This is a genomic window from Micromonospora cathayae (genome assembly GCF_028993575.1).
Lineage (GTDB): Bacteria > Actinomycetota > Actinomycetes > Mycobacteriales > Micromonosporaceae > Micromonospora > Micromonospora cathayae.
The window spans coordinates 4206889-4225480 of the sequence record NZ_CP118615.1; the positions used below are offsets into that span (position 1 = coordinate 4206889).

10 protein-coding genes and 1 pseudogene are annotated in these 18592 nt (G+C 73.9%); 4 read left to right on the forward strand and 7 right to left on the reverse strand.

Annotated elements, in window-relative coordinates:
• Nucleotides 1-32 precede the first annotated feature (32 nt).
• The 7 genes from PVK37_RS19270 to PVK37_RS19300 all read right to left on the reverse strand — a co-directional run bounded on the left by PVK37_RS19270 (nt 33) and on the right by PVK37_RS19300 (nt 9017).
• Nucleotides 33-1910 carry a protein kinase family protein gene (locus PVK37_RS19270; protein ID WP_275028884.1) on the reverse strand — a complete coding sequence of 626 codons (1878 nt, stop codon included), beginning with the start codon at nt 1908-1910 and terminating at the stop codon, nt 33-35.
• Nucleotides 1911-1978: 68 nt separating this feature from the next.
• Nucleotides 1979-3682: a serine/threonine-protein kinase gene (locus PVK37_RS19275; protein WP_275028885.1), complete on the reverse strand. Its 1704-nt coding sequence runs from the start codon at nt 3680-3682 to the stop codon at nt 1979-1981.
• A 254-nt stretch (nt 3683-3936) separates the two neighbouring features.
• Nucleotides 3937-4830 (reverse strand): STM4011 family radical SAM protein, encoded by an 894-nt coding sequence (locus tag PVK37_RS19280; RefSeq protein ID WP_275028886.1) that lies wholly within the window; start codon nt 4828-4830, stop codon nt 3937-3939.
• On the reverse strand, nt 4827-6134 hold the full coding sequence (locus tag PVK37_RS19285; RefSeq protein WP_275028887.1) for an STM4012 family radical SAM protein: 1308 nt from the start codon (nt 6132-6134) through the stop codon (nt 4827-4829). The genes PVK37_RS19280 and PVK37_RS19285 overlap by 4 nt, the downstream gene beginning before the upstream one ends.
• Nucleotides 6131-6934 (reverse strand): STM4013/SEN3800 family hydrolase, encoded by an 804-nt coding sequence (locus PVK37_RS19290; RefSeq protein ID WP_275028888.1) that lies wholly within the window; start codon nt 6932-6934, stop codon nt 6131-6133. Before PVK37_RS19290 ends, PVK37_RS19285 begins: the two co-directional genes overlap by 4 nt.
• Nucleotides 6922-8073 (reverse strand): STM4014 family protein, encoded by a 1152-nt coding sequence (locus tag PVK37_RS19295; RefSeq protein WP_275028889.1) that lies wholly within the window; start codon nt 8071-8073, stop codon nt 6922-6924. The genes PVK37_RS19290 and PVK37_RS19295 overlap by 13 nt, the downstream gene beginning before the upstream one ends.
• Nucleotides 8070-9017 (reverse strand): STM4015 family protein, encoded by a 948-nt coding sequence (locus tag PVK37_RS19300; protein ID WP_275028890.1) that lies wholly within the window; start codon nt 9015-9017, stop codon nt 8070-8072. Before PVK37_RS19300 ends, PVK37_RS19295 begins: the two co-directional genes overlap by 4 nt.
• 701 nt (nt 9018-9718) lie before the next feature.
• Between PVK37_RS19300 and PVK37_RS19305 the strand changes: the two are divergent.
• The 4 genes and pseudogenes from PVK37_RS19305 to PVK37_RS19320 form a co-directional block, all read left to right on the forward strand.
• Nucleotides 9719-12193, forward strand: a pseudogene (locus PVK37_RS19305) (OmpL47-type beta-barrel domain-containing protein); the annotation flags it as partial.
• Between the two features lie 35 nt (nt 12194-12228).
• Nucleotides 12229-13215 (forward strand): sugar phosphate isomerase/epimerase family protein, encoded by a 987-nt coding sequence (locus PVK37_RS19310; protein ID WP_275028892.1) that lies wholly within the window; start codon nt 12229-12231, stop codon nt 13213-13215.
• The gene (locus PVK37_RS19315) at nt 13212-14453 is read left to right on the forward strand and encodes a multicopper oxidase domain-containing protein (protein WP_275028893.1); all 1242 of its coding nucleotides are present in this window, start codon (nt 13212-13214) and stop codon (nt 14451-14453) included. The genes PVK37_RS19310 and PVK37_RS19315 overlap by 4 nt, the downstream gene beginning before the upstream one ends.
• A 67-nt stretch (nt 14454-14520) precedes the next feature.
• Nucleotides 14521-18555: a ThuA domain-containing protein gene (locus PVK37_RS19320; RefSeq protein WP_275028894.1), complete on the forward strand. Its 4035-nt coding sequence runs from the start codon at nt 14521-14523 to the stop codon at nt 18553-18555.
• The last annotated feature ends 37 nt before the right edge of the window (nt 18556-18592 follow it).

Sequence of the window (18592 nt, forward strand, 5' to 3'; positions counted from 1 at the left end):
TTGACCGGCGCTCCGGGCGCTGATCCCGGCGGTCATCCGGCCGCGCATTCGTACCGGAAGAGGGTCCGGCCCTGGGTGGGGGTCGGCTCGGTGATGTTGATGACGGCGGTCTCCGTGGTGGAGCCGACCCCGTTGAACGCCCACTTCAGGTGCAGGGTCACCGTGCGCTGCCCCCGACCGACCCGCTGGGTGAGCAGACCGCCCGGCTCCGCCCCGCCCCGCAGCCACTGGTAGGTGATGCTGCCGGCCCGGCCGTTCGTCTCCACCGTCGCCACCACGTCCACGGTGACGTCGCACCGGTCGCCGGGCGGCTCGGCCACGGCCACCCGGACCGAACGGATCTCCAGCGGACTCATCCGCTGCCAGACGTACAGCCCGACCGCGACCAGCAGGGCGAGCGTGAGCAGCGACGACAGGATCGACCCGAGCAGCCGCCACCGGCTGCGGCGGGGAGGGACCGGGACCGGCGTGGGCCGGTGCCAGGCCGGTGCCGTGGGCGGCGTGGCCGGCACCCCGGGGCCGAAACGCACCTCCCCGGCGGAAGCTGTCGGTCCGGCGTGTGCCGTCGGTCCCGCCTGCGCCGTCGGCCCGGCGGCGGTCGGCTCGTACCGGCCGGTGGGTGTCCCCGCCCCGGCCGGGGGACGGGTGGTCCCACCGGCCAGCCGGAGCGGAGCGGTGGGTTCCGGGCCGGTGGTCGGCGCGTACCGGCCGGTCGGTTCCGGGATGGTGGTCGGCACCCGGGTGGACCGGTACGGGTCGACCGGCGGGGACATGGACAGGGCGCTGGTCGGTGCCTCGTTCGGTAGGACCGTGGTCGGCTCCTCGGTCCCCGGCCGCTGGGGCGGGAACGACCCGAACGGAAGCGCCGTGGTGGCCGCCTCGTGGGTCGGTGGCGTGGCGGCAGCCGGTGGCGTGGCGGCGGCGAACGCCTCGGTCGGCACCGCCACCGTGGAGATCGACTCGATCGGGACCGTCGTGGTGGGCACCGCCCGGGTCGGGAACGCGTCGGAGAACGGCTCGGCGGTGCGCCCGCCGGTCGGGACGGCGCTGGTGGGGATCGCCTCGGTGGGGAGAGCGCCGACCGGGATGGCTTCGGTGGGCGGCGCACCGTACGTGGTCGGCTGCGCCGGTGCGGGGGCGGCCGGTGCGGCCTGGGGGTGCGGCGGCCAGGGGCCCACCCCGGCGGTGGCCGCCGTGGCGGCGGTGCCGGTGGACCGCTGGTGGGCGGCCACCGCGGCGGCCAACGTCCCGTGCGCGCCCGCCCCGACCCGGAACGGGCCCTCCCGCAGCTCCCAGACCGCCCGGGTCAGGTCGTCCACGCCCCGGTCGGCGCAGCGCAGCAGCAGGTCGGCCTCGGGTTCGGGACCGCACCACCGGGCCACCAGCCAGCGGACCAGTTCCGCCCACGCCCGCCGGTCCGTGGCCGGGTCGGTGGGCACCCCGTGCATCGCCGGCAGCAGCCCGGTCTCGGTGAGGGTCACCGCGCCGGTGCCGCTCACCGCGACGGTACGGCCGTGCACCGCGCCGTGCCCGAGCCCGGCGGTGTGCAGGGTGGCCAGGGTACGGGCGCTCTCCGCCGCGATCGTCGCCACCGCGCCCAGGTCCAGGCCGGTCTGCGCCACCTCCGCCAACTCGGAGAGCGTCGGGCCCGGAACCCGGCCGGCGACCAGCCACAACGCGCCGTTGTGCCGGATCGGTGCGGTGGTGTTCAGCAGGCCGCCGTGGCGCAGCCGGTCGACGGCGGTGGTCGCCGCCGCCAACCGGTCCGCCAACGCCGGATCGGTGGAGGCGACCCGCAGGACGAGCTGCTCCACGCCGTCCGGCGTCCGGGCCCGCCACCAGGTGCCGCAGACGCCGGTGTGCGCCTGCCCGGTGATGCGTACGCCGTCGGGGAGGCTCGGCTGGGTCATCGGGTTCGGCCTTTCCGGCTGGTGGGGACGCGGCCACCGGTGGTGGCCGGGCGGATGGTCATCGGCGGTCAGCCCGGGGTGCAGAAGTTCTGGAAGGAGACGTACACCGTGCTGCCGGTGTTGGTGTTGCCGGCGGCGTCGGTGGCGCTCACCTCGACCGGGATCCGCTGGGCCAGCCGGGTCGGCCCGAACGACCCCAGGGTGCCCCGGTAGACCCCGCCCTTGAGGTGCGTCATCGTCACCGTGGAGCTTCCACCGTTGAACGTGTACCGGAAGCTGACCCGCAGCGCGCCGGCCGCCGTCCGGTCGTCCTCCACCGTGGCGGTGATCGCGCTGGTCGTCGGGCCGTACGGGCAGCCGCCCGGCTCGATCAGGGTCGGGCTGGCGGTGACCCCGCCGACCTTGGGCGGGCTGACGTCCGGTGGCGGCGGTGGGGTGGTGCTCACCAGCGGGCTCGGCGTCGGCGTCGGGGTGCGGCTCGGGGTCGGGGTGGGCGTCGGCGGCCGGGTGGTGGTCGGGGCGACGACGACCGGCGCGGTGGTGGTCGGGGTGACGCTCGGCGGCGCGGCCGACGGGGTCGGGGTGGGCGTGACCGCGTCGGGCGTGGGGGTCGGCGGGCCGGTCGGGTCCTTCGGGTCGTCGACCGGGGCCGCCGGGCCGGTCGCGGTCGCGTCCGGGTCCACGGCCATCGCGATCGGCTCGTCCCGGGCGGCGTAGCTGTAGCCGACGCCGCCGGTCGCCAGTACCGCCGCCACACCCCCGGCGACCAGGGCCTTGCGCGCCCAGCCCCGGCCCACCGAGGCGGTCCCCACGCTGCCGATGGCGGTGCCGAGAGTGGTGGTGGCCGTGCCGAGGCTGGTGGTGGCGACCGAGGTGCCGCCGTCGCTGGGGTCGTGTGACGGGAAGAGCAGCGCCAGCAGGGCCGCCCGCTCGGCGAGCCGGCTGCGGCCCCGCTCCTCCCACTGCGGCCCGTACGCGGCGACCGCCACCGACTCCAGCCAGTCGAGGAACGTCGCGGCCGGCTGCGGACGTTCCTCCGGCCGCTTCGCCATGCCGTGGCGCAGCAGGTCGTGCACGGACGCGGGGGCCGGTTCGGTGGGTACCGGCGCGGACGCGTGCTGGTCACGCAGGTCCAGCAGGCCGGGGCCGGCGAACGGGGCGTGCCCGGTCAGGCACTCGTAGAAGACCGCGGTGGCGGCGTAGATGTCCGACGCCGGGGTGGCCGCCGCGCCCTGCCACTGTTCGGGGGCCATGTAGCGGGGGGTGCCGGTGACCGAGGCCCCGGCCTCGCGGCCGATCGGCATGGCGATGCCGAAGTCCGCCAGTTTGCTCTCCCCGGCGGCGGTGACCAGCACGTTCTCCGGCTTGTAGTCGCGGTGCACCACGCCCCGGCTGTGCGCGGCGTGCAACCCGAGCAGCGAGCCCTTGAGCACGTACAGCGCCGACTCTGGCTCGGTGGGGCCGTTGGCGCGCAGCATCTGGCGCAGCGACACCCCGTCCACCAGCTCCATCACGATGGCCGCGCCGTGCGGCGACTCCACGTACTCGTAGAGCCGGGCGACGTGCGGGTCGTCGATCGTGGCGAGGAGTTCGGCCTCGGCCCGGAACGCGGCCCGGAACGACGCGTCGTCGCCGACCTTGCCGACCAGGTACTTGATCGCGGTCCGGGTGCCGGTGGCGTCGTGGGCGGCGAGCACGACCCGGCCGGACGCGCCCGATCCGAGTTCGCGTAGGTGGGTGTAGCCGGCGACCTGCCAGTCGTGGACGTTCACCGTGCCGCCTCCAGGGAACCACCGCGTCCGGCCCGGACGGGCAGGGAACCACCGCGCCCGGTCGGGACGCGCCGGGGGCCGACGCCGCCCGCCGGCCCCGGTGGACACCGGAGCACGGGTGACGACGACGGCGACGAGCGTACGGGGCCCCGGACCGGCCGGGGTACAGCCGATCCGTCAGTGCGGGGCGGCGAGTCGGGCAGCAGCACGACGTCACAGGTAGCAGACGACGGCAAACGCGGGCCGGCGGCGGCTCACCGGGGCCGGCCCGGCGAGCCGGCGGGGATGCCCCGGGGCCGGTCCGGCCAGCCGGCCGGGATGCGCTCGAGGACCCCGCCGGCGAACACGTCCCGCAGGCCGAGCGGCTTCAGGTGCACGTACCCGATGTGGCAGTCGCAGATGGCGTTCGGGCAGCCCCGGGGGGCCAGCGCGGTCCGCCACGAGCCGTCGTAGAGGTTGCCGATCGGGGCGGCGACGAAGTGGCAGCGGCGGACCGTGCCGTCGCCGTCCACCGACACCGCGGTCTCCCCGGCGTGGCAGGGCCGGTCCAGCGACAGGTGCGGGCGGACGCTGTACCCGAACAGCGGGTCCACGGCCGTCCACGCCGCCTCCTGCTCGGCGTCGTACCGGTGCCCGTCGGCGGCGTTGACCCACAGGTACACCCCGTCGGGCAGGGCGGCGCGCAGCGCCCGCGCCTCGGCCAGGTGCGCGGGCAGGCCGACCACCCCGACCGAGAAGCGCACCCCCAGCTCACCCAGCCGTACGCAGCGGGCCAGGAACCGGTCCCGGCTCACCTGCCCCGGGTGGTACGTGGTCCACAGTGCCACCGTGTCCCGGTCGGCGTCGGCCAGCCAGTCGGGCCGGGCGGCCAGGTTGGTCTGGATCGCCACCCGCTCGACGTGCGGCAGGTGGGACAGCCGCACCATGGCCGCCCGGTACCAGCTCCGGGTCAGGCCCTCGCCCCACGGGGTGAACAGCACCGACAGCCGGACGTCGGTGGTGGCCTCCACCCAGCCGGTGAACCGGTCCAGGGCGGCCCGGTCGGCGCGCAGCAGCTCCGGCGGGTCGTGCCGCTTGGCGAACGGGCAGTACGGGCAGTCGTAGTTGCAGCTGGCCAGCGGGCCACGGTAGAGGATCGACAGGTTCACCGCGGCGCGTACTCCGTCATCGCCCGCCGGACCGGCGCGGACACCAGCCACGGTCCGACCTGGTCGGAGCGGGCCAGTCCGGCGGCGGTGAGCCGGGTGCCGTCGTCGGTGGCCCAACCGCGCCGGGCCAGTTCGGCCAGTTCGGGGAAGTCGTCGGTGTGCGCGCTGCCGAACCGTTTCCGGTACGCCACCGGATCGAGGCCGTCGACCCGCAGCAGGGACTGGATCAGCCAGCGTCGCCGCTGCTCGGCGGCGTCGAGGGCGATGCCCACCTCGGCGTGGTCGAAGTCGTCCGCCGGGCGGGCCAGGTAGTCGTCGAGCACCGCCCGGACCTCGGTGACGCTGACCGCGTAGTCGAACGAGTAGTGCAGCGACGTGGTGTAGGACCGGGCGCCGCAGCCCAGCCCCACCATGCCGTCGTCCTGGCAGCAGTAGTCCGGCCCGTCCGGGGTGGGCACGTCGGCCCGGCGGAACTGCCGCATCGACTCCTGCCGGTAGCCGGCCGCGTCGAGCACCGCCACCGCCTCGGTGTACCGGGCCAGCCGTTCGGCGTCCCAGTCGGCGCGGCTGTGCGCCCGCCGGCCCAGCCCGGTCAGCGGTCGCACGTACAGCGGGTACAGGTACAGCTCCTCGGGCCGCCAGCGCAGGGCGGCGTCCAGGCTGGCCCGCCACGACTCGGCGGTCTGCCCGTCGATGCCGTAGATCAGGTCGACGTTGAGCACCGGCGCGCCGGACGCCCGGATCGCGTCGAGGGCCCGTTCCACCTCGGTCCGCCGCTGCGGGCGGCCGGCGGCGCGGGCCTCGGCGTCCAGGAAGCTCTGCACCCCGATGCTGACCCGGGTGACCCCCCGTTCGGCCAGCACGGCCAGCCGGTCCGGGGTGGCGGTCGCCGGGGACGTCTCCACCGAGACCGGCAGCCCGGCCAGCGGCCCGCCGGCGGTCTCCTCGGCGATGTCGAACAGCTCGGTCAGCTCGCCCGCCTCCAGGTAGGTGGGGGTGCCGCCACCGAAGGCGGCCCGGACGAACCGGGCGTCACCGAGGGCGTCCCGGACCCGCCCGGCCTGCCGGCGCAGCTGGCCGAGGTAGGCCCGGACCTGCTCGGCGGGCGGGTTGGCCCGGGTGAACAGGTTGCAGAAGCCGCAGCGCATCTCGCAGAACGGCACGTGCAGGTAGAGGAAGAGCGCGTCGCGGGGCTGCCCGGCCCACACCTCCCGCAGCGCCGGTCGGGGCCGCAGCGGCCGGTACGCGGTCTTGTGCGGGTACGCGTAGAGGTAGCCCTGGTAGGGCGAGCCGTCGAGGGTCACGATGCTCCCGGGGGCAGGGTGAAGTGGGCGTACGGGACGGTCCAGACCACCTCGTGGCCGATCCGGTGGCCGGTGTGCCCGTCCTCGCCGTAGGCGGTGCCGTGATCCGAGCACATGATCACGAAGACCGGCCGGTCGCGGCGGGTGACCAGCGAGACGAGCCGGTCGACGCGCCCGTCGACGTACTCCAGGGCGGCGGCGTGGCTGGCCCGGCTGTCCTCGGCCGCGCCGGGCAGGTAGTGCCGGTTGGGTTGGTGCAGCGCGGCCACGTTGAGGAAGGTGAACAGCGGACGGTCGGCGGGCACCCGGTCGACGATCTCGGCCAGCCGGTCGAGCTGCGTGTCCAGGCAGTCGGGCGCGGTCACCCCGAAGCCGGCCTCCCAGTGCGCCTCGGCGAACCGGCCGGGCAGCACCGCGCCGAGCGGGCTGCGCCGGTTGAAGAAGCCCACCCCGCCCAGGCACACCGTGTGGTAGCCGACGTCGGCCAGCGCGGTGGGCAGGTCGGGGGCGTCGAACACCCAGGTGTCCGCCCCGGCGGACTCGCTGCCCGGGAAGCGGGCCGCGAACAGCCGCGGGTGCGGACCCGGGCCGGTGGGGGTGGGCAGGAACCCGGCGAAGAACGCGTGGTGCGCGGCGTAGGTGAAGCTCGCCGGGGTGTGCCGGCGTTCCCACCGGCCGCCGGGCAGCAGTCGGGCCAACGCCGGGGTGCGCCCGGTCCGGGCCAGTTCGTCGGCCACGTCCCAGCGCAGCGTGTCCACGGTGACCAGCAGCAGGTCGTGGGAGCCGATCAGCTCACGCACGTCGCCTCCCGCCGCGCCCCGGCACCGACCGGCCAGGGGCCGTTCGCCCCGGCACCGGCCGGCCCCGGCCCGTTCGCCCCGGCTGTCGGACGCCAGCCGGCGAGCAGGGCGCGTACCTGCTCGGCGTAGGTGTCCCGGCCGTCGGCGAGGACCCCGGGCAGCAGGTCGCCGAACGCGTTGACCTCGGCCACCGCGTGCCGCGCCCAACCGGCCAGGAACATCAGGTCCACCGCGACGTGCAGCGTATCCGGGAAGCAGGCCGCCACCTGCTCGCAGGTGGTCATGGCCGCGGCCCAGTGGGCCGGGCCGGCCGCCGCGCGCAGCGCCGCCAGGTCGCCCCGGGCGTTGCCGAGGTGCAGGTTGGTGATCGGCCCCCGCCCGGCCCGGACCACCGCGTGGGTGGGGCGACCGGCCACCACCACGACCCGCAGGTCCACCACCCGGTCGGCGAGCCCGGCCTTGGGCAGCCACCGTTCCACGTGCAGCCCCTCGGGGGCGAGCCGGTCGACGATCGCGGCCACGTCACCCTCGTCGGTGTAGCGCCGGACCCGCAGCGAGTTGAACAGCCGGCCGTCCTCGCGTTCCACCGGGGTGGTGGCGACGATCCGGGTGCCGTTGACCGCGAGGGCGAGCACCCCGGACGCCGACGAACCGTGCGCCGGCTTGACGAACACCCGCGTCCAGCCGGCCGCCCGCATCGCCGCCCGCAGCTCCGCGTACCCGGTGACCTCGGGCAGCGCCGGCGGCACCGGCACGCCGGCCGCGTCGAGCCGGGCGTGGCAGCGCCGCTTGTCGCACATGGTGACGATGTCGGCGGGCTGGTTGAGCAGGGTGGCCCCGCCCGAGGCGAGCCGGTCCAGGGCGCGGCGCAGCCCGGCGTGCCCGGCGGCCAGCCCGACGATCTCACCGTGCTCGGCCGGTGTGGCGGCCCCGCGCAGCAGCCGGTCGACCTCGGCGTCCTCGCCGGGGGAGTCGACCCGCACCAGGGTGTCCGCCGGTGGCGGGGCGGCCCCGGCGAGCAGGTCCCGCCAGGGCAGTACGGTCGGCGCGGCCAGCCCACCGGCCAGCGCCGCGTCGGTGAACAGCCGGACCCGACGGTTGCCGGGATTGCCGACCACGGTCAGCCGCACGTCGGTCATTCCCCCACGGCGGTGTACCGGTAGACCTCGCCGTCGTCGTCCTCGTCGTCCTCGTCCGGCTCCTGCGGGTCGGAGACGTCCACGGTCACCCCGTCGAGCCGGGCGACCAGCCGCTGGGCGGCCTCCTCGGAGAGGTAGTGGTGGTACAGGTCGAGCTGCCGCAGGTGGGTCAGCGGCTGCCCGGTGAGCAGAGCCTCGGCCCCGGCGTCGGTCATGGTGCCCTTGGACAGGTCGAGCACCTCCAGGCGGGGCACCACCGGCGCGGTCGCCACGGCGGCGGCGATCTCGTCGGCCAGCTCGGTGTTGCACAGCGCCAGGTGCCGCAGCGCGGGCAGCCGCTCCCCGGTCAGCACCGGCGCGAGGTCGGCCACGGTGGTGTCGCGGCCGTAGTCCTCCACGCCGAGCCACAGCTCCAGGTGGGTCAGGGCCGGCAGGTCGGACCCGGCCACCCCGCCGACCAGCGCGGCCGGCAGGCCGCCGGACTCGAACGCCAGCTCGCGCAGGGCCGGGTGGCGCACCGGGCGCATCCGCAGCCCCTGCGCGCCGCGGACCCGCAGCACCTCCAGCGCCGGGTACGCCTCGACCAGCTCGGTGATGTCGCCGTGGCGGATCCAGGAGATCTCGCACTCCTCGTACGTCATCTCGCCGAGGAACAGGGCCCGCAGCCCGGTGAGCCGGGGCGCGAGCGAGACCAGCAGGTCGAGCGGGGGCGGGGTGTCGTAGCAACTGCCCCACTGGCCGACGATCAGCGCCCGGATCGATCCGGGCGGCACCGTGGTCAGCAGCTTGTCCAGGATGCCGGCCAGTTCCTCCGGGGCGGAGTCGTAGTCCGGCGCCTCCACCCGCCAGGCCACCGCGGACGGGTCCGCCGGCAGCTCCGCCCCGGGGGCGAAGCGGACGACCGGCAGGCCGTCGAACGTCGTCACATGGCTGTTGATGGTCACGCCAACCTCCGGCTCGGGATCTACGGCGACGGCACCGTAACAGCCACGACCGACATGGCATCCCGAAGCCGGGGCCGGACCGGTGGCAGCCCCGGTGACCTGGTCACCGGCGGTGCCGACCGGATGACGCTCCGAACTTTTGTTCACCTATCGAAAAGTATGAGCGCGGTTGACGAAAGGTCTGGACACCTCAGCGGTAGCTCAGTAGTGTCGAGTTCATCGATATGTTTCGGCGAGATGAAACCGCAGCGTAGGTAGCTCGCTCTCGACCGGCGTACCGGGCGGCGCAACCCGCCCCGGCGGCCGGTCCGTACCGGGGAGGCACCCCCGGGCAACGAGCATCCCCGAGACCACGCTGCGGACGGACGACCACCCGTGTCAGTGCCGCCACGGACCGGGTCGATCCGACTCTCGGCACCCCGCCAGCTCCGCTGTCCCGTCCGACCCTGCGCGCGATCCGGCTCGCCGCAGGCCGTCACCCGCTGCCTTCCCATCGGACGGCCGTGGCCTCGACCGCCACGGCCGAAGGGCTCGTGCGGCCAGGAGGGGCCGCACGAGCCACGAGACCAGAGCTGGAACCCCACCGACCACGGCCCGCGACCCCGTACGACGACGGACGACAGCGTCCCACCACCCACGACACCGGCGCGGGGCGATCCACCCTGCCCGGATGTCCCCCGGCACCACGAAAGGGACCCTCCGTGAACGGACTTCGACCACCCGGCCGGCCCGCACCGGGCCGCCGGCCCCGATCCCAGGTGGCGGCGCTCGCCACCGTGGTCCTGTTACTGGTCACCGCCGGTCTCGTCGGCGCGCCGGCGAACGCCCGACCGGTCGACCAGGAACGGGCCGCGCCGGCAGGCTCCGGTACCGCGTCCGGCACCGCACCACGGCAACTCCAGGCCCAGGTGCTCACCTGGACCGCCGGCGACGACTTCCTCCGCTACCAGTCGGCACCCACCACGGCGGTGGCCGGCCCCACCACGATCGTGTTCGAGAACAGCGCCGCGACCGGCAACACCACCGGCATGCAGCACACCCTCACCTTCGACACCGGTGATCCGGCGTACAACAGCGACGTCGACCTGAACATCCTGGCCGACCCCACCGACAGCAACGGCGGACGCTGGACCGTCGACGTGGTGCTGTCCCCCGGGACGTACCGCTACTTCTGCGCGATCCCCGGACACGGCGCGATGACCGGCCTGCTCGTCGTCACCGACGGCGGATCGGACACCACCGCGCCGACCGCGTCGGCCGTGGTCTCCGGCGAACGGAACGACGACGGCGCGTACCTCGGCGCGGCCACGGTGACCCTCTCCGCCGAGGACAGCGGCTCCGGCGTGGACCGCGTCGAGTACGCCGTCGACGGCGGAGCCTGGGGCACCTACTCCGCCCCGGTGACGGTGAACTCACCCGGTCAGCACACGGTGAGTTACCGGGCCACCGACAAGGCGGGTAACACGTCGGCGGCGCAGTCGGTGTCGTTCACGGTGGTGGAGCCGCCCGCCCCGGACACCACCCCGCCGACGGCGACCGCCGCCGTCACCGGTCAGCGCGACGACGACGGCGCGTACCTGGGTGCCGCCACCGTCACCCTGTCGGCCACCGACACCGAGTCCGGGGTGGAGAAGGTCGAATACTCGCTGGACGGTGGTGCGTACGCGGTCTACTCGGCTCCGGTGACGGTGAACCAGCCGGGTCAGCACACGGTGAGTTACCGGGCCACGGACAAGGCGGGTAACACGTCGTCGGCGCAGTCGGTGTCGTTCACGGTGGTCGAGCCACCGGTGCAGGACACCACCCCGCCCACCGCCACCGCGGCCGTCACGGGCCAGCGGGACGACGGCGGGGCGTACCTGGGCAGCGCCACGGTCACCCTGTCGGCCACGGACACCGGGTCGGGCGTGGAGAACGTCGAGTACTCACTCGACGGTCAGCCGTACGCGACGTATTCGGCTCCGGTGGTGGTGAACCAGCCGGGTCAGCACACGGTGAGTTACCGGGCCACGGACAAGGCGGGTAACACGTCGGCGGCGCAGTCGGTGTCGTTCACGGTGGTGGAGCCGCCCGCGCCGGACACCACCCCGCCGACGGCGACCGCCAGCGTGACCGGTCAGCGCGACGGCGACGGCGCGTACCTCGGCGCTGCCACGGTCACCCTGTCCGCCACCGACACCGGGTCCGGCGTGGAGAAGGTCGAGTACTCGCTCGACGGTGGAGCCTGGAGCACCTACTCCGCCCCGCTGACCGTGAACGCACCGGGTCAGCACACCGTGGGCTACCGGGCCACCGACCGGGCGGGCAACACGTCGGCGGTGCAGTCGGTGTCGTTCACCGTCGTCGAGCCACCCGTCCAGGACACCACCCCGCCGACGGCGACCGCCGCGGTGACCGGTCAGCGCGACGACGACGGCGCGTACCTGGGCAGCGCCACGGTCACCCTGTCCGCCACCGACGCCGGGTCCGGGGTGGACCGGATCGAGTACTCGCTGGACGGTGGGCCGTACGCGGTCTACTCGGCTCCGGTGACGGTGAACCAGCCCGGCCGCCACACGGTGAGCTATCGGGCCACGGACAAGGCGGGTAACACGTCGGCGGCGCAGTCGGTGTCGTTCACGGTGGTGGAGCCGCCCGCGCCGGACACCACCCCGCCCACCGCCACCGCCGCCGTGGCCGGCCAGCAGGACGACGACGGCGCGTACCTGGGCAGCGCCACGGTCACCCTGTCCGCCACCGACGCCGGGTCCGGGGTCGACCGGATCGAGTACGCGCTCGACGGCCAGTCCTACGCCCGATACACGATGCCGGTCACCGTCAACCAACCCGGCCGGCACACGCTCAGCTACCGGGCGACCGACAAGGCCGGCAACACCTCCGGTACCGCCTCGGTGACCTTCACCGTGGTGGCGAGCGGACCCGGACCGGCCTGCCCGGCACCCGACACCCGACCGACCGTGTGGCTGGGGACCGTGGACAGCGGCGTACCCAACCGTCCGGTCGACGGCACCTGCACCGTCAACGACCTCATCGAGGACGAGCGGACCTGGCCCAACCACGGCCAGTTCGTCGCGCACGTCAGCGCCGTCACCACCCACCTGCACCACCTCGGCGTCATCACCCACCAGGAGCACGGGCGGCTGATGAACGCCGCCGGCCGCTCCGGCGTCGGCAAGGGCGCCCGCAACTGAACCGAAGGGAAGAACCAGTCATGGCAAGACACCGGATAGACCGGCGTGCGCTGCTGCGCGGGCTCGCCGGCTCCACGGTCGCGGTCAGCGCGGCCAGCCTCACCGGCCTGGTACCGGCCGCCGCCGACACCGGGTCACCGGCCGGCACGCCGGAGTCGGCGGGGCACCTGATCCCGCGCGGACACCTGGGCATCCAGCTCTACAGCGTCCGCGACAAGGTCACCCAGCTCGGGTTCGCGGCGGTCTTCGAGGAACTGTCCCGGATCGGCTACCGCGAGGTGGAGTTCGCCGGCTACACCCAGGGCGGCGTCGGGGCGATCACCCCGGAGCAGATCCGCCGCCTGCTCGACGACAACGGACTCAAGGCGGCCGGCAGCCACCGGGGACTCACCGACTTCCGGACCAACCTGGAGTGGGAACTCGACGTCGCGCAGACCCTGGGCCTGCCCGCCGTCGGCACCGCACAGGCCCCCACCGGCGACCGGACCATCGCCGGCTACCAGGCCGCCGCCGCGGAGTTCAACGCCTGGGGCGAGGCCGCCGCCGCCCGGGGGATCAAGCTCTACCAGCACAACCACACCATCGAGTTCAGCTTCGCCGTGGACCGGCCGGACGTGCGGCTGTACGACCTGTTCCTGGAGCTGACCGACCCCCGGTACGTGTTCCTGGAGATGGACATCCTCTGGGCGTACGGCGGGGCCCGCAAGTACCCGGGGTTCCGGCCGGTCGACTACGTCAACGCCCATCCGCACCGGTACCCGCTGTTCCACGTCAAGGACGGCGTCCCACTGCCCGACCCGCAGCAGGGCAACTCCTACCTGGACGTGGAGTTCGGGGCCGGGGTCATCCCGTTCGCCGAGTTCTTCGGTGAGCTGCGCGGCGGCGGCCGGTTCGGGTACCTGTGGGAGCAGGACAGCGGCCCGGCCGCGCAACCCGCGCCGCCCGGCTCGCTGGGGGCCGCCGAGCGCAGCTACCAGCGTCTGGTCGACCTGCGGGGCACCCGGTGACCGCCGGCGGCGACCCGGCCGGTGGGCCGGCCGGCCAGCTGACCACCCCGGTCACCTCCCCGGTGTCCGGCCCGGCGGTCCGGCCCGAGCCGGCCGGCGCCAGCCGCCGCCGGCTGACGGTGGTGGCGGCGATCGTCCTGGCGACCGTGGTGGGGGCGGGCGGCATCGCCGTCGCCCGGGGCGTCGACCCCTTCTCCGCCACCCAACCCGAGGGCTGCGCCCGACCGGACCGCAGCATCCAGCTCTACGCGGTGGAGTTGCCCCGCGACGGCAACCAGATCCGGCTCGGCTACGGCCTCACCCCGCAGACGGCCTCCTACCCGGGGCCGACGATGGAGATGACCGAGGGGGAGTGCGTAGCGATCACCCTGCACAACCAGGTGCCGGTGGCGACCCTGGAACAGTTGCGCACCAACCCGGCCCACCCGATCGGGGTGTCGCTGCACGTGCACGGCGTCAAGTACACCCAGTCGTCGGACGGGACGGTGGAGAGCGCCTCGTACGTGGCCCCGGGGGAGTCCCGGACGTACACCTGGTTCGCCCAGAAGCGCGACCAGCGCACCGGCACGCCGGGCACCGCCGGCTACTGGTGGTACCACGACCACGTGGTGGGTGGCCCGCACGGCACCCAGGGTCTCGGCGCGGGACTCTTCGGCGGGCTGGTCGTCCGGCGGCCGGGCGACCCGAAGCCGGACCGCACGTACGTGAGCGTCTTCGGGGACCGGCAGAGCATCAACCTGCGGCGGGGCGCGGCCACCGACACCTGCGACCGGGACAACCCGCAGCCCGGCCCGACCTGCCTGGTGGCCCGCAAGGGGGAGAAGGTCGAGTTCATCGTCGTCGGCATCGGCAACGACATGCACACCTTCCACCTGCACGGACACTCCTGGGCCGACACCCGCACCGGGCTGGTCGCCAACGGGCAGCCGTTCGCCGACCAGGTGCCGATCATCGACAACAAGACCCTCGGGCCGGGTGACTCGTTCGGCTTCCAGGTGATCGCCGGCGACTCGGTCGGGCCGGGGCACTGGATGCTGCACTGCCACATGCAGTTCCACTCCGACGCCGGCATGTCGACGATGCTGCACGTCCTCGACGAGAACGGCCGGATGCCGCCGCACGGCGGCCACCACCAGCCCGCCGCCGGCCCGTCGACCGGCGCGGTGCAGCAGCCGGCCACCGGCGGCGGCGCGGTGCAGCAGCCGGCTCCCGCCGGCGGCGCCCACCAGCACAACTGACCCCGGTACCTCCCGCACCATCGCGCACCACCCCACCAGGTCCGCCTCAACCTGAAAAGGAGTCGAGATGGCTCATCGACGCCATTTCCGCAGCTCCCCGTGGCTCGGACGGCTTTCCGCCGACCCACCGAACCCACCCACCGACCCGCGCCGCCCCGGCCTGCCCCGCCGGATCACCGCCCTCGCCGCCAGCGCGGCGCTCACGCTCGGCCTGCTGACCCTGCCCGCCCACGCCGCCGCGCCCGCGAAACCGGCACCGGCCGCCGCGGCGGTGAAGGTGCTGGTCTTCCACGGCCCGGTCGACCGGCAGGACGACCCGGTCGCCCGAGCCGCCGCCACGATCAGGGAACTCGGCTCGGCCAACGGCTTCTCCGTCGACACGTCGGCCGACCCGCAGGTGTTCACCGGCGGCAACCTGGCCCGCTACCGGGGCGTGGTGTTCCTGTCCGCCGACGGGGTGACTCTCGACGACGCCCAGGAGGCCGCCTTCCAGGCGTACGTGAAGGGCGGCGGCGGGTTCGTCGGCGTCCACGACGCGGCCCGCGCCCAGCCCGGCTCGTCCTGGTTCACCGGCCTGATCGGCACCCGCCCGGCCGCCAGCCTGCCCAACTCGGAGAAGGCGGTGGCCGCCACGGCGAGCGCCGAGAACCCGCCGAACGAGACCGCCGCGAAGGCCGTCGACCGGTCCACCAGCACCAAGTGGCTGACCTTCACCTCCACGGGGTGGCTGGCCGCCCGGCTGGAGAAGCCGGTCGCGGTGAAGCAGTACGCGCTGACCTCCGCCAACGACTTCCCCGGCCGCGACCCGAAGAACTGGACCCTCCAGGGCTCCACCGACGGCGCGTCCTGGACCGACCTGGACACCCGCACCGGGGAGACCTTCCCGCAGCGGTTCCAGACCCGGCAGTTCACCGTCGACAACACCACCGCGTACCAGCACTACCGGCTGAACATCACGGCCAACGCCGGCGAGAAGGACCTCCAGCTCGCCGAGCTGTGGCTGATCGGCCCGGACGCCGGACCCGCGCCGGACGCCACCGTGCAGCGCGCCACGGTCGACCTCACCGACCGTCAGCACCCGGCCAACGACGGGTTGCCGCTCACCGTCACCCGCTCCGACCAGTGGATCAACTGGGACCCGAGCCCGGTCGGCCGGGTACACACCCTCGCCCAGGTCGAGGAGGGCACCTACGACGCCGGGCTCAGCGGCAACGGCGCGTTCCACCCGGTCTCCTGGTGTCAGGACTACGACGGCGGCCGGTCCTTCTACACCGGGATGGGCCGTACCGAGGCGAGCTGGACCGACGACCGGCAGTTCCAGAGCCACCTGGTCGGCGGTATCCGGTGGGCCGCCGGCCTGGTCCGGGGCGACTGCCAGGCGACCGTCGCGGCGAACTACCGCATCGAGCGGCTGACCACCACCAACCAGGCGGGACAGCTCGACCAGATCGGTGAGCCGCACGGCCTCACCATCGCCGCCGACGGCACCGTCTTCTACATCGGCAAGGCCGCCTGCCCGAGCGGCCCGGTCGTGAGCTGGGACGACCCGAAGGTCGGCCTGGGCTGCGGCACCATCCACCAGTGGAAGCCGGACACCCGGCAGGTCAAGCTGCTCACCACCCTGCCGGTGATGGGCAACCGGGGCAGCGGCAACGAACTGGTCAAGAATGAGGAGGGCCTGGTCGGCATCACCCTCGACCCGACGTTCGCCGAGAACGGCTGGCTGTACGTCTACTGGATGCCGCACGAGTCGATCGACCGGGTCAAGCGGATCGGCAAGCGGACCGTCTCGCGCTTCACCTACGACGCGGCGAAGCAGTCGATCGACCAGGCGACCCGCAAGGACCTGCTGGCCTGGGACACCCAGATCCACAGTTGCTGCCACGCCGGCGGTGGGATGACCTTCGACGAGAGCGGCAACCTGTACGTCGGCACCGGCGACAGCAACTCCTCCGGCGGCTCCAACGGCTACTCCGGCAACAACTGGACCCAGGACTTCCAGGGCGTGTCGTTCCAGGACGCCCGCCGTACCTCGGGCAACACCAACGACCTCAACGGCAAGATCCTGCGGATCCACCCGGAGCCCGACGGGACGTACACCGTCCCCGCGGGCAACCTGTTCACCGGCCGGGAGTCCGGCGGCGGCAAGACCCGTCCGGAGATCTACGTGATGGGGGTCCGCAACATCTCCCGGATCGCCTGGGATCCGGTGAACGACTGGCTGACCGCCGCCTGGGTCGGCCCGGACGCGGGCGCGCCGAGCCCGGAGCTGGGACCGGCCAAGTACGAGACGGCCACCATCATCACCTCGGCCGGAAACCAGGGCTGGCCGTACTGCATGGGTGACCGGCAGCCGTACCGGGACCGCAGCAACACCGACGCCACCGTGCTCACCGGCTGGTACGACTGCGACAACCTGAAGAACACCTCGCCGCACAATACCGGCCTGGTCGACATCCCGCCGGCCCGGGACAACATGATCTGGTACTCGCCGCAGGGTGGCGGCCCGGTCTACCCGGAGCGTGCCGACGGCAGCGGTCTGCCGACGTACCAGCTCGGCGAGGAGACGTTCACCCGGCCGTGGCTCAAGGGCGGCGGGCAGGCCGTGATGAACGGCCCGACGTACCAGCGCGAGACGGTCGACACCGACAGCGGGGTGGCCTGGCCGGCGTACTGGGACGACAAGTGGTTCATCGGGGACCAGTCCAACGCGAACAACCGGGTCGCGGTGACCGTCGACCCGGCGGCCGTCCCGACGCAGGGCCGGCCCGCGTTCGCCGAGGACCTGCGCAGCATCATCCGCTCCGGCAGCGGCGGCACCCAGCTCCAGTCCTGGATGGACGCCAAGTTCGGCCCGGACGGCGCTTTGTACCTGCTCGACTACGCCGGCGGGTTCTTCAGCCTGCACGCCAACCAGAAGCTGATCCGGGTCGCCTACACCGGCGGTCCGGCCACGCCCAGGCCGCAGGACGCCGGGGTGCGGGCGGTCGCGGCGGGCCAGCCGAAGACGATCGCGTTCTCCAGCGCCCGGGTCGGCGGGGTGGCCTGGGAGTGGGACTTCGGTGACGGCAGCGCGCCGTCCCGCGAGGCCGACCCCACCCACACGTACGTCGACTTCGGCACCTACCAGGCGAAACTGACGGTGACCTACGCCGACGGGGAGAAGGCCACCGCCACCCTCGAGGTCGTGGTCGGTTGTACCGCCTCCGACGACCGGCGGACGGTGTGGCTGCTGGACGCCGACACGGGCGTGGCGAACGCCCCGGTCGGTGGCGGGTGCACGGTCAACGACGTGATCGACGACGAGCGGACCTGGGCCAACCACGGCCAGTTCGTCAGCCACGTGAACGACGTGGTCAACGCGCTGCGCGCCGACGGGGTGCTGGACAACCGGGCGGCGGCCACCCTGAACCGGGCGGCGGCCCAGTCGCCGATCGGCAAGGTCGGCGGATACCAGCCGATCTTCGACGGTACGGCGGCGTCGCTGGCGGACTGGCGGCAGGCGCCGACCGGGTCGTTCGCGCTGCGGACCGACGGCTCGCTGCGCAGCTCCGGCGGGCTCGGCCTGCTCTGGTACGCCGGGCAGGAGTTCGGTGACTTCTCGCTGAAGGTGCGGTTCCGGGACGTGTCCGCCGAGGGGGCCAACGGCAACAGCGGGGTGTTCGTCCGGTTCCCCGACCCGCGTACCCCGCTCGACCAGCGCCCCGAGGGAAGCTGCGGGACGCAGGGTTCGGCCCGTACCTCCCCGGCCTGGGTGGCGATCTACTGCGGCCACGAGATCCAGATCTACGACGGCACCGGTGGCGAACCCCAGAAGACCGGCTCGGTCTACAACTTCGACCCGGTCGGGCTGGAGCAGGCCCGCCCGACCCCGAAGGGGGAGTGGAACGACTACGAGGTCCGGGTGGTCGGCCAGCGCTACACGATCATCCGCAACGGCGTGGTGATCAACGAGTTCGACAACACGCCGGGGAAGACGTCGTCGCGTCCCAGTGACCCGCCGACCGACCTGCGTCAGTTCCTCAGCGGCTTCGTCGGGTTGCAGAACCACGGCACCAGCGACCTGGTCGACTTCCGGGACGTCCGGGTCCGCGAGCTGTGACCTGATCCGACGGGGTCGGGCCCCGGGACGACGGCTG

Coding starts and splice junctions, on each gene's coding strand:
- PVK37_RS19270 (WP_275028884.1), bottom strand. CDS start 1,910: ATGACCCAGCCGAGCCTCCCCGACGGCGTACGCATCACCGGGCAGGCG.
- PVK37_RS19320 (WP_275028894.1), top strand. CDS start 14,521: ATGGCTCATCGACGCCATTTCCGCAGCTCCCCGTGGCTCGGACGGCTT.
- PVK37_RS19295 (WP_275028889.1), bottom strand. CDS start 8,073: ATGACCGACGTGCGGCTGACCGTGGTCGGCAATCCCGGCAACCGTCGG.
- PVK37_RS19310 (WP_275028892.1), top strand. CDS start 12,229: ATGGCAAGACACCGGATAGACCGGCGTGCGCTGCTGCGCGGGCTCGCC.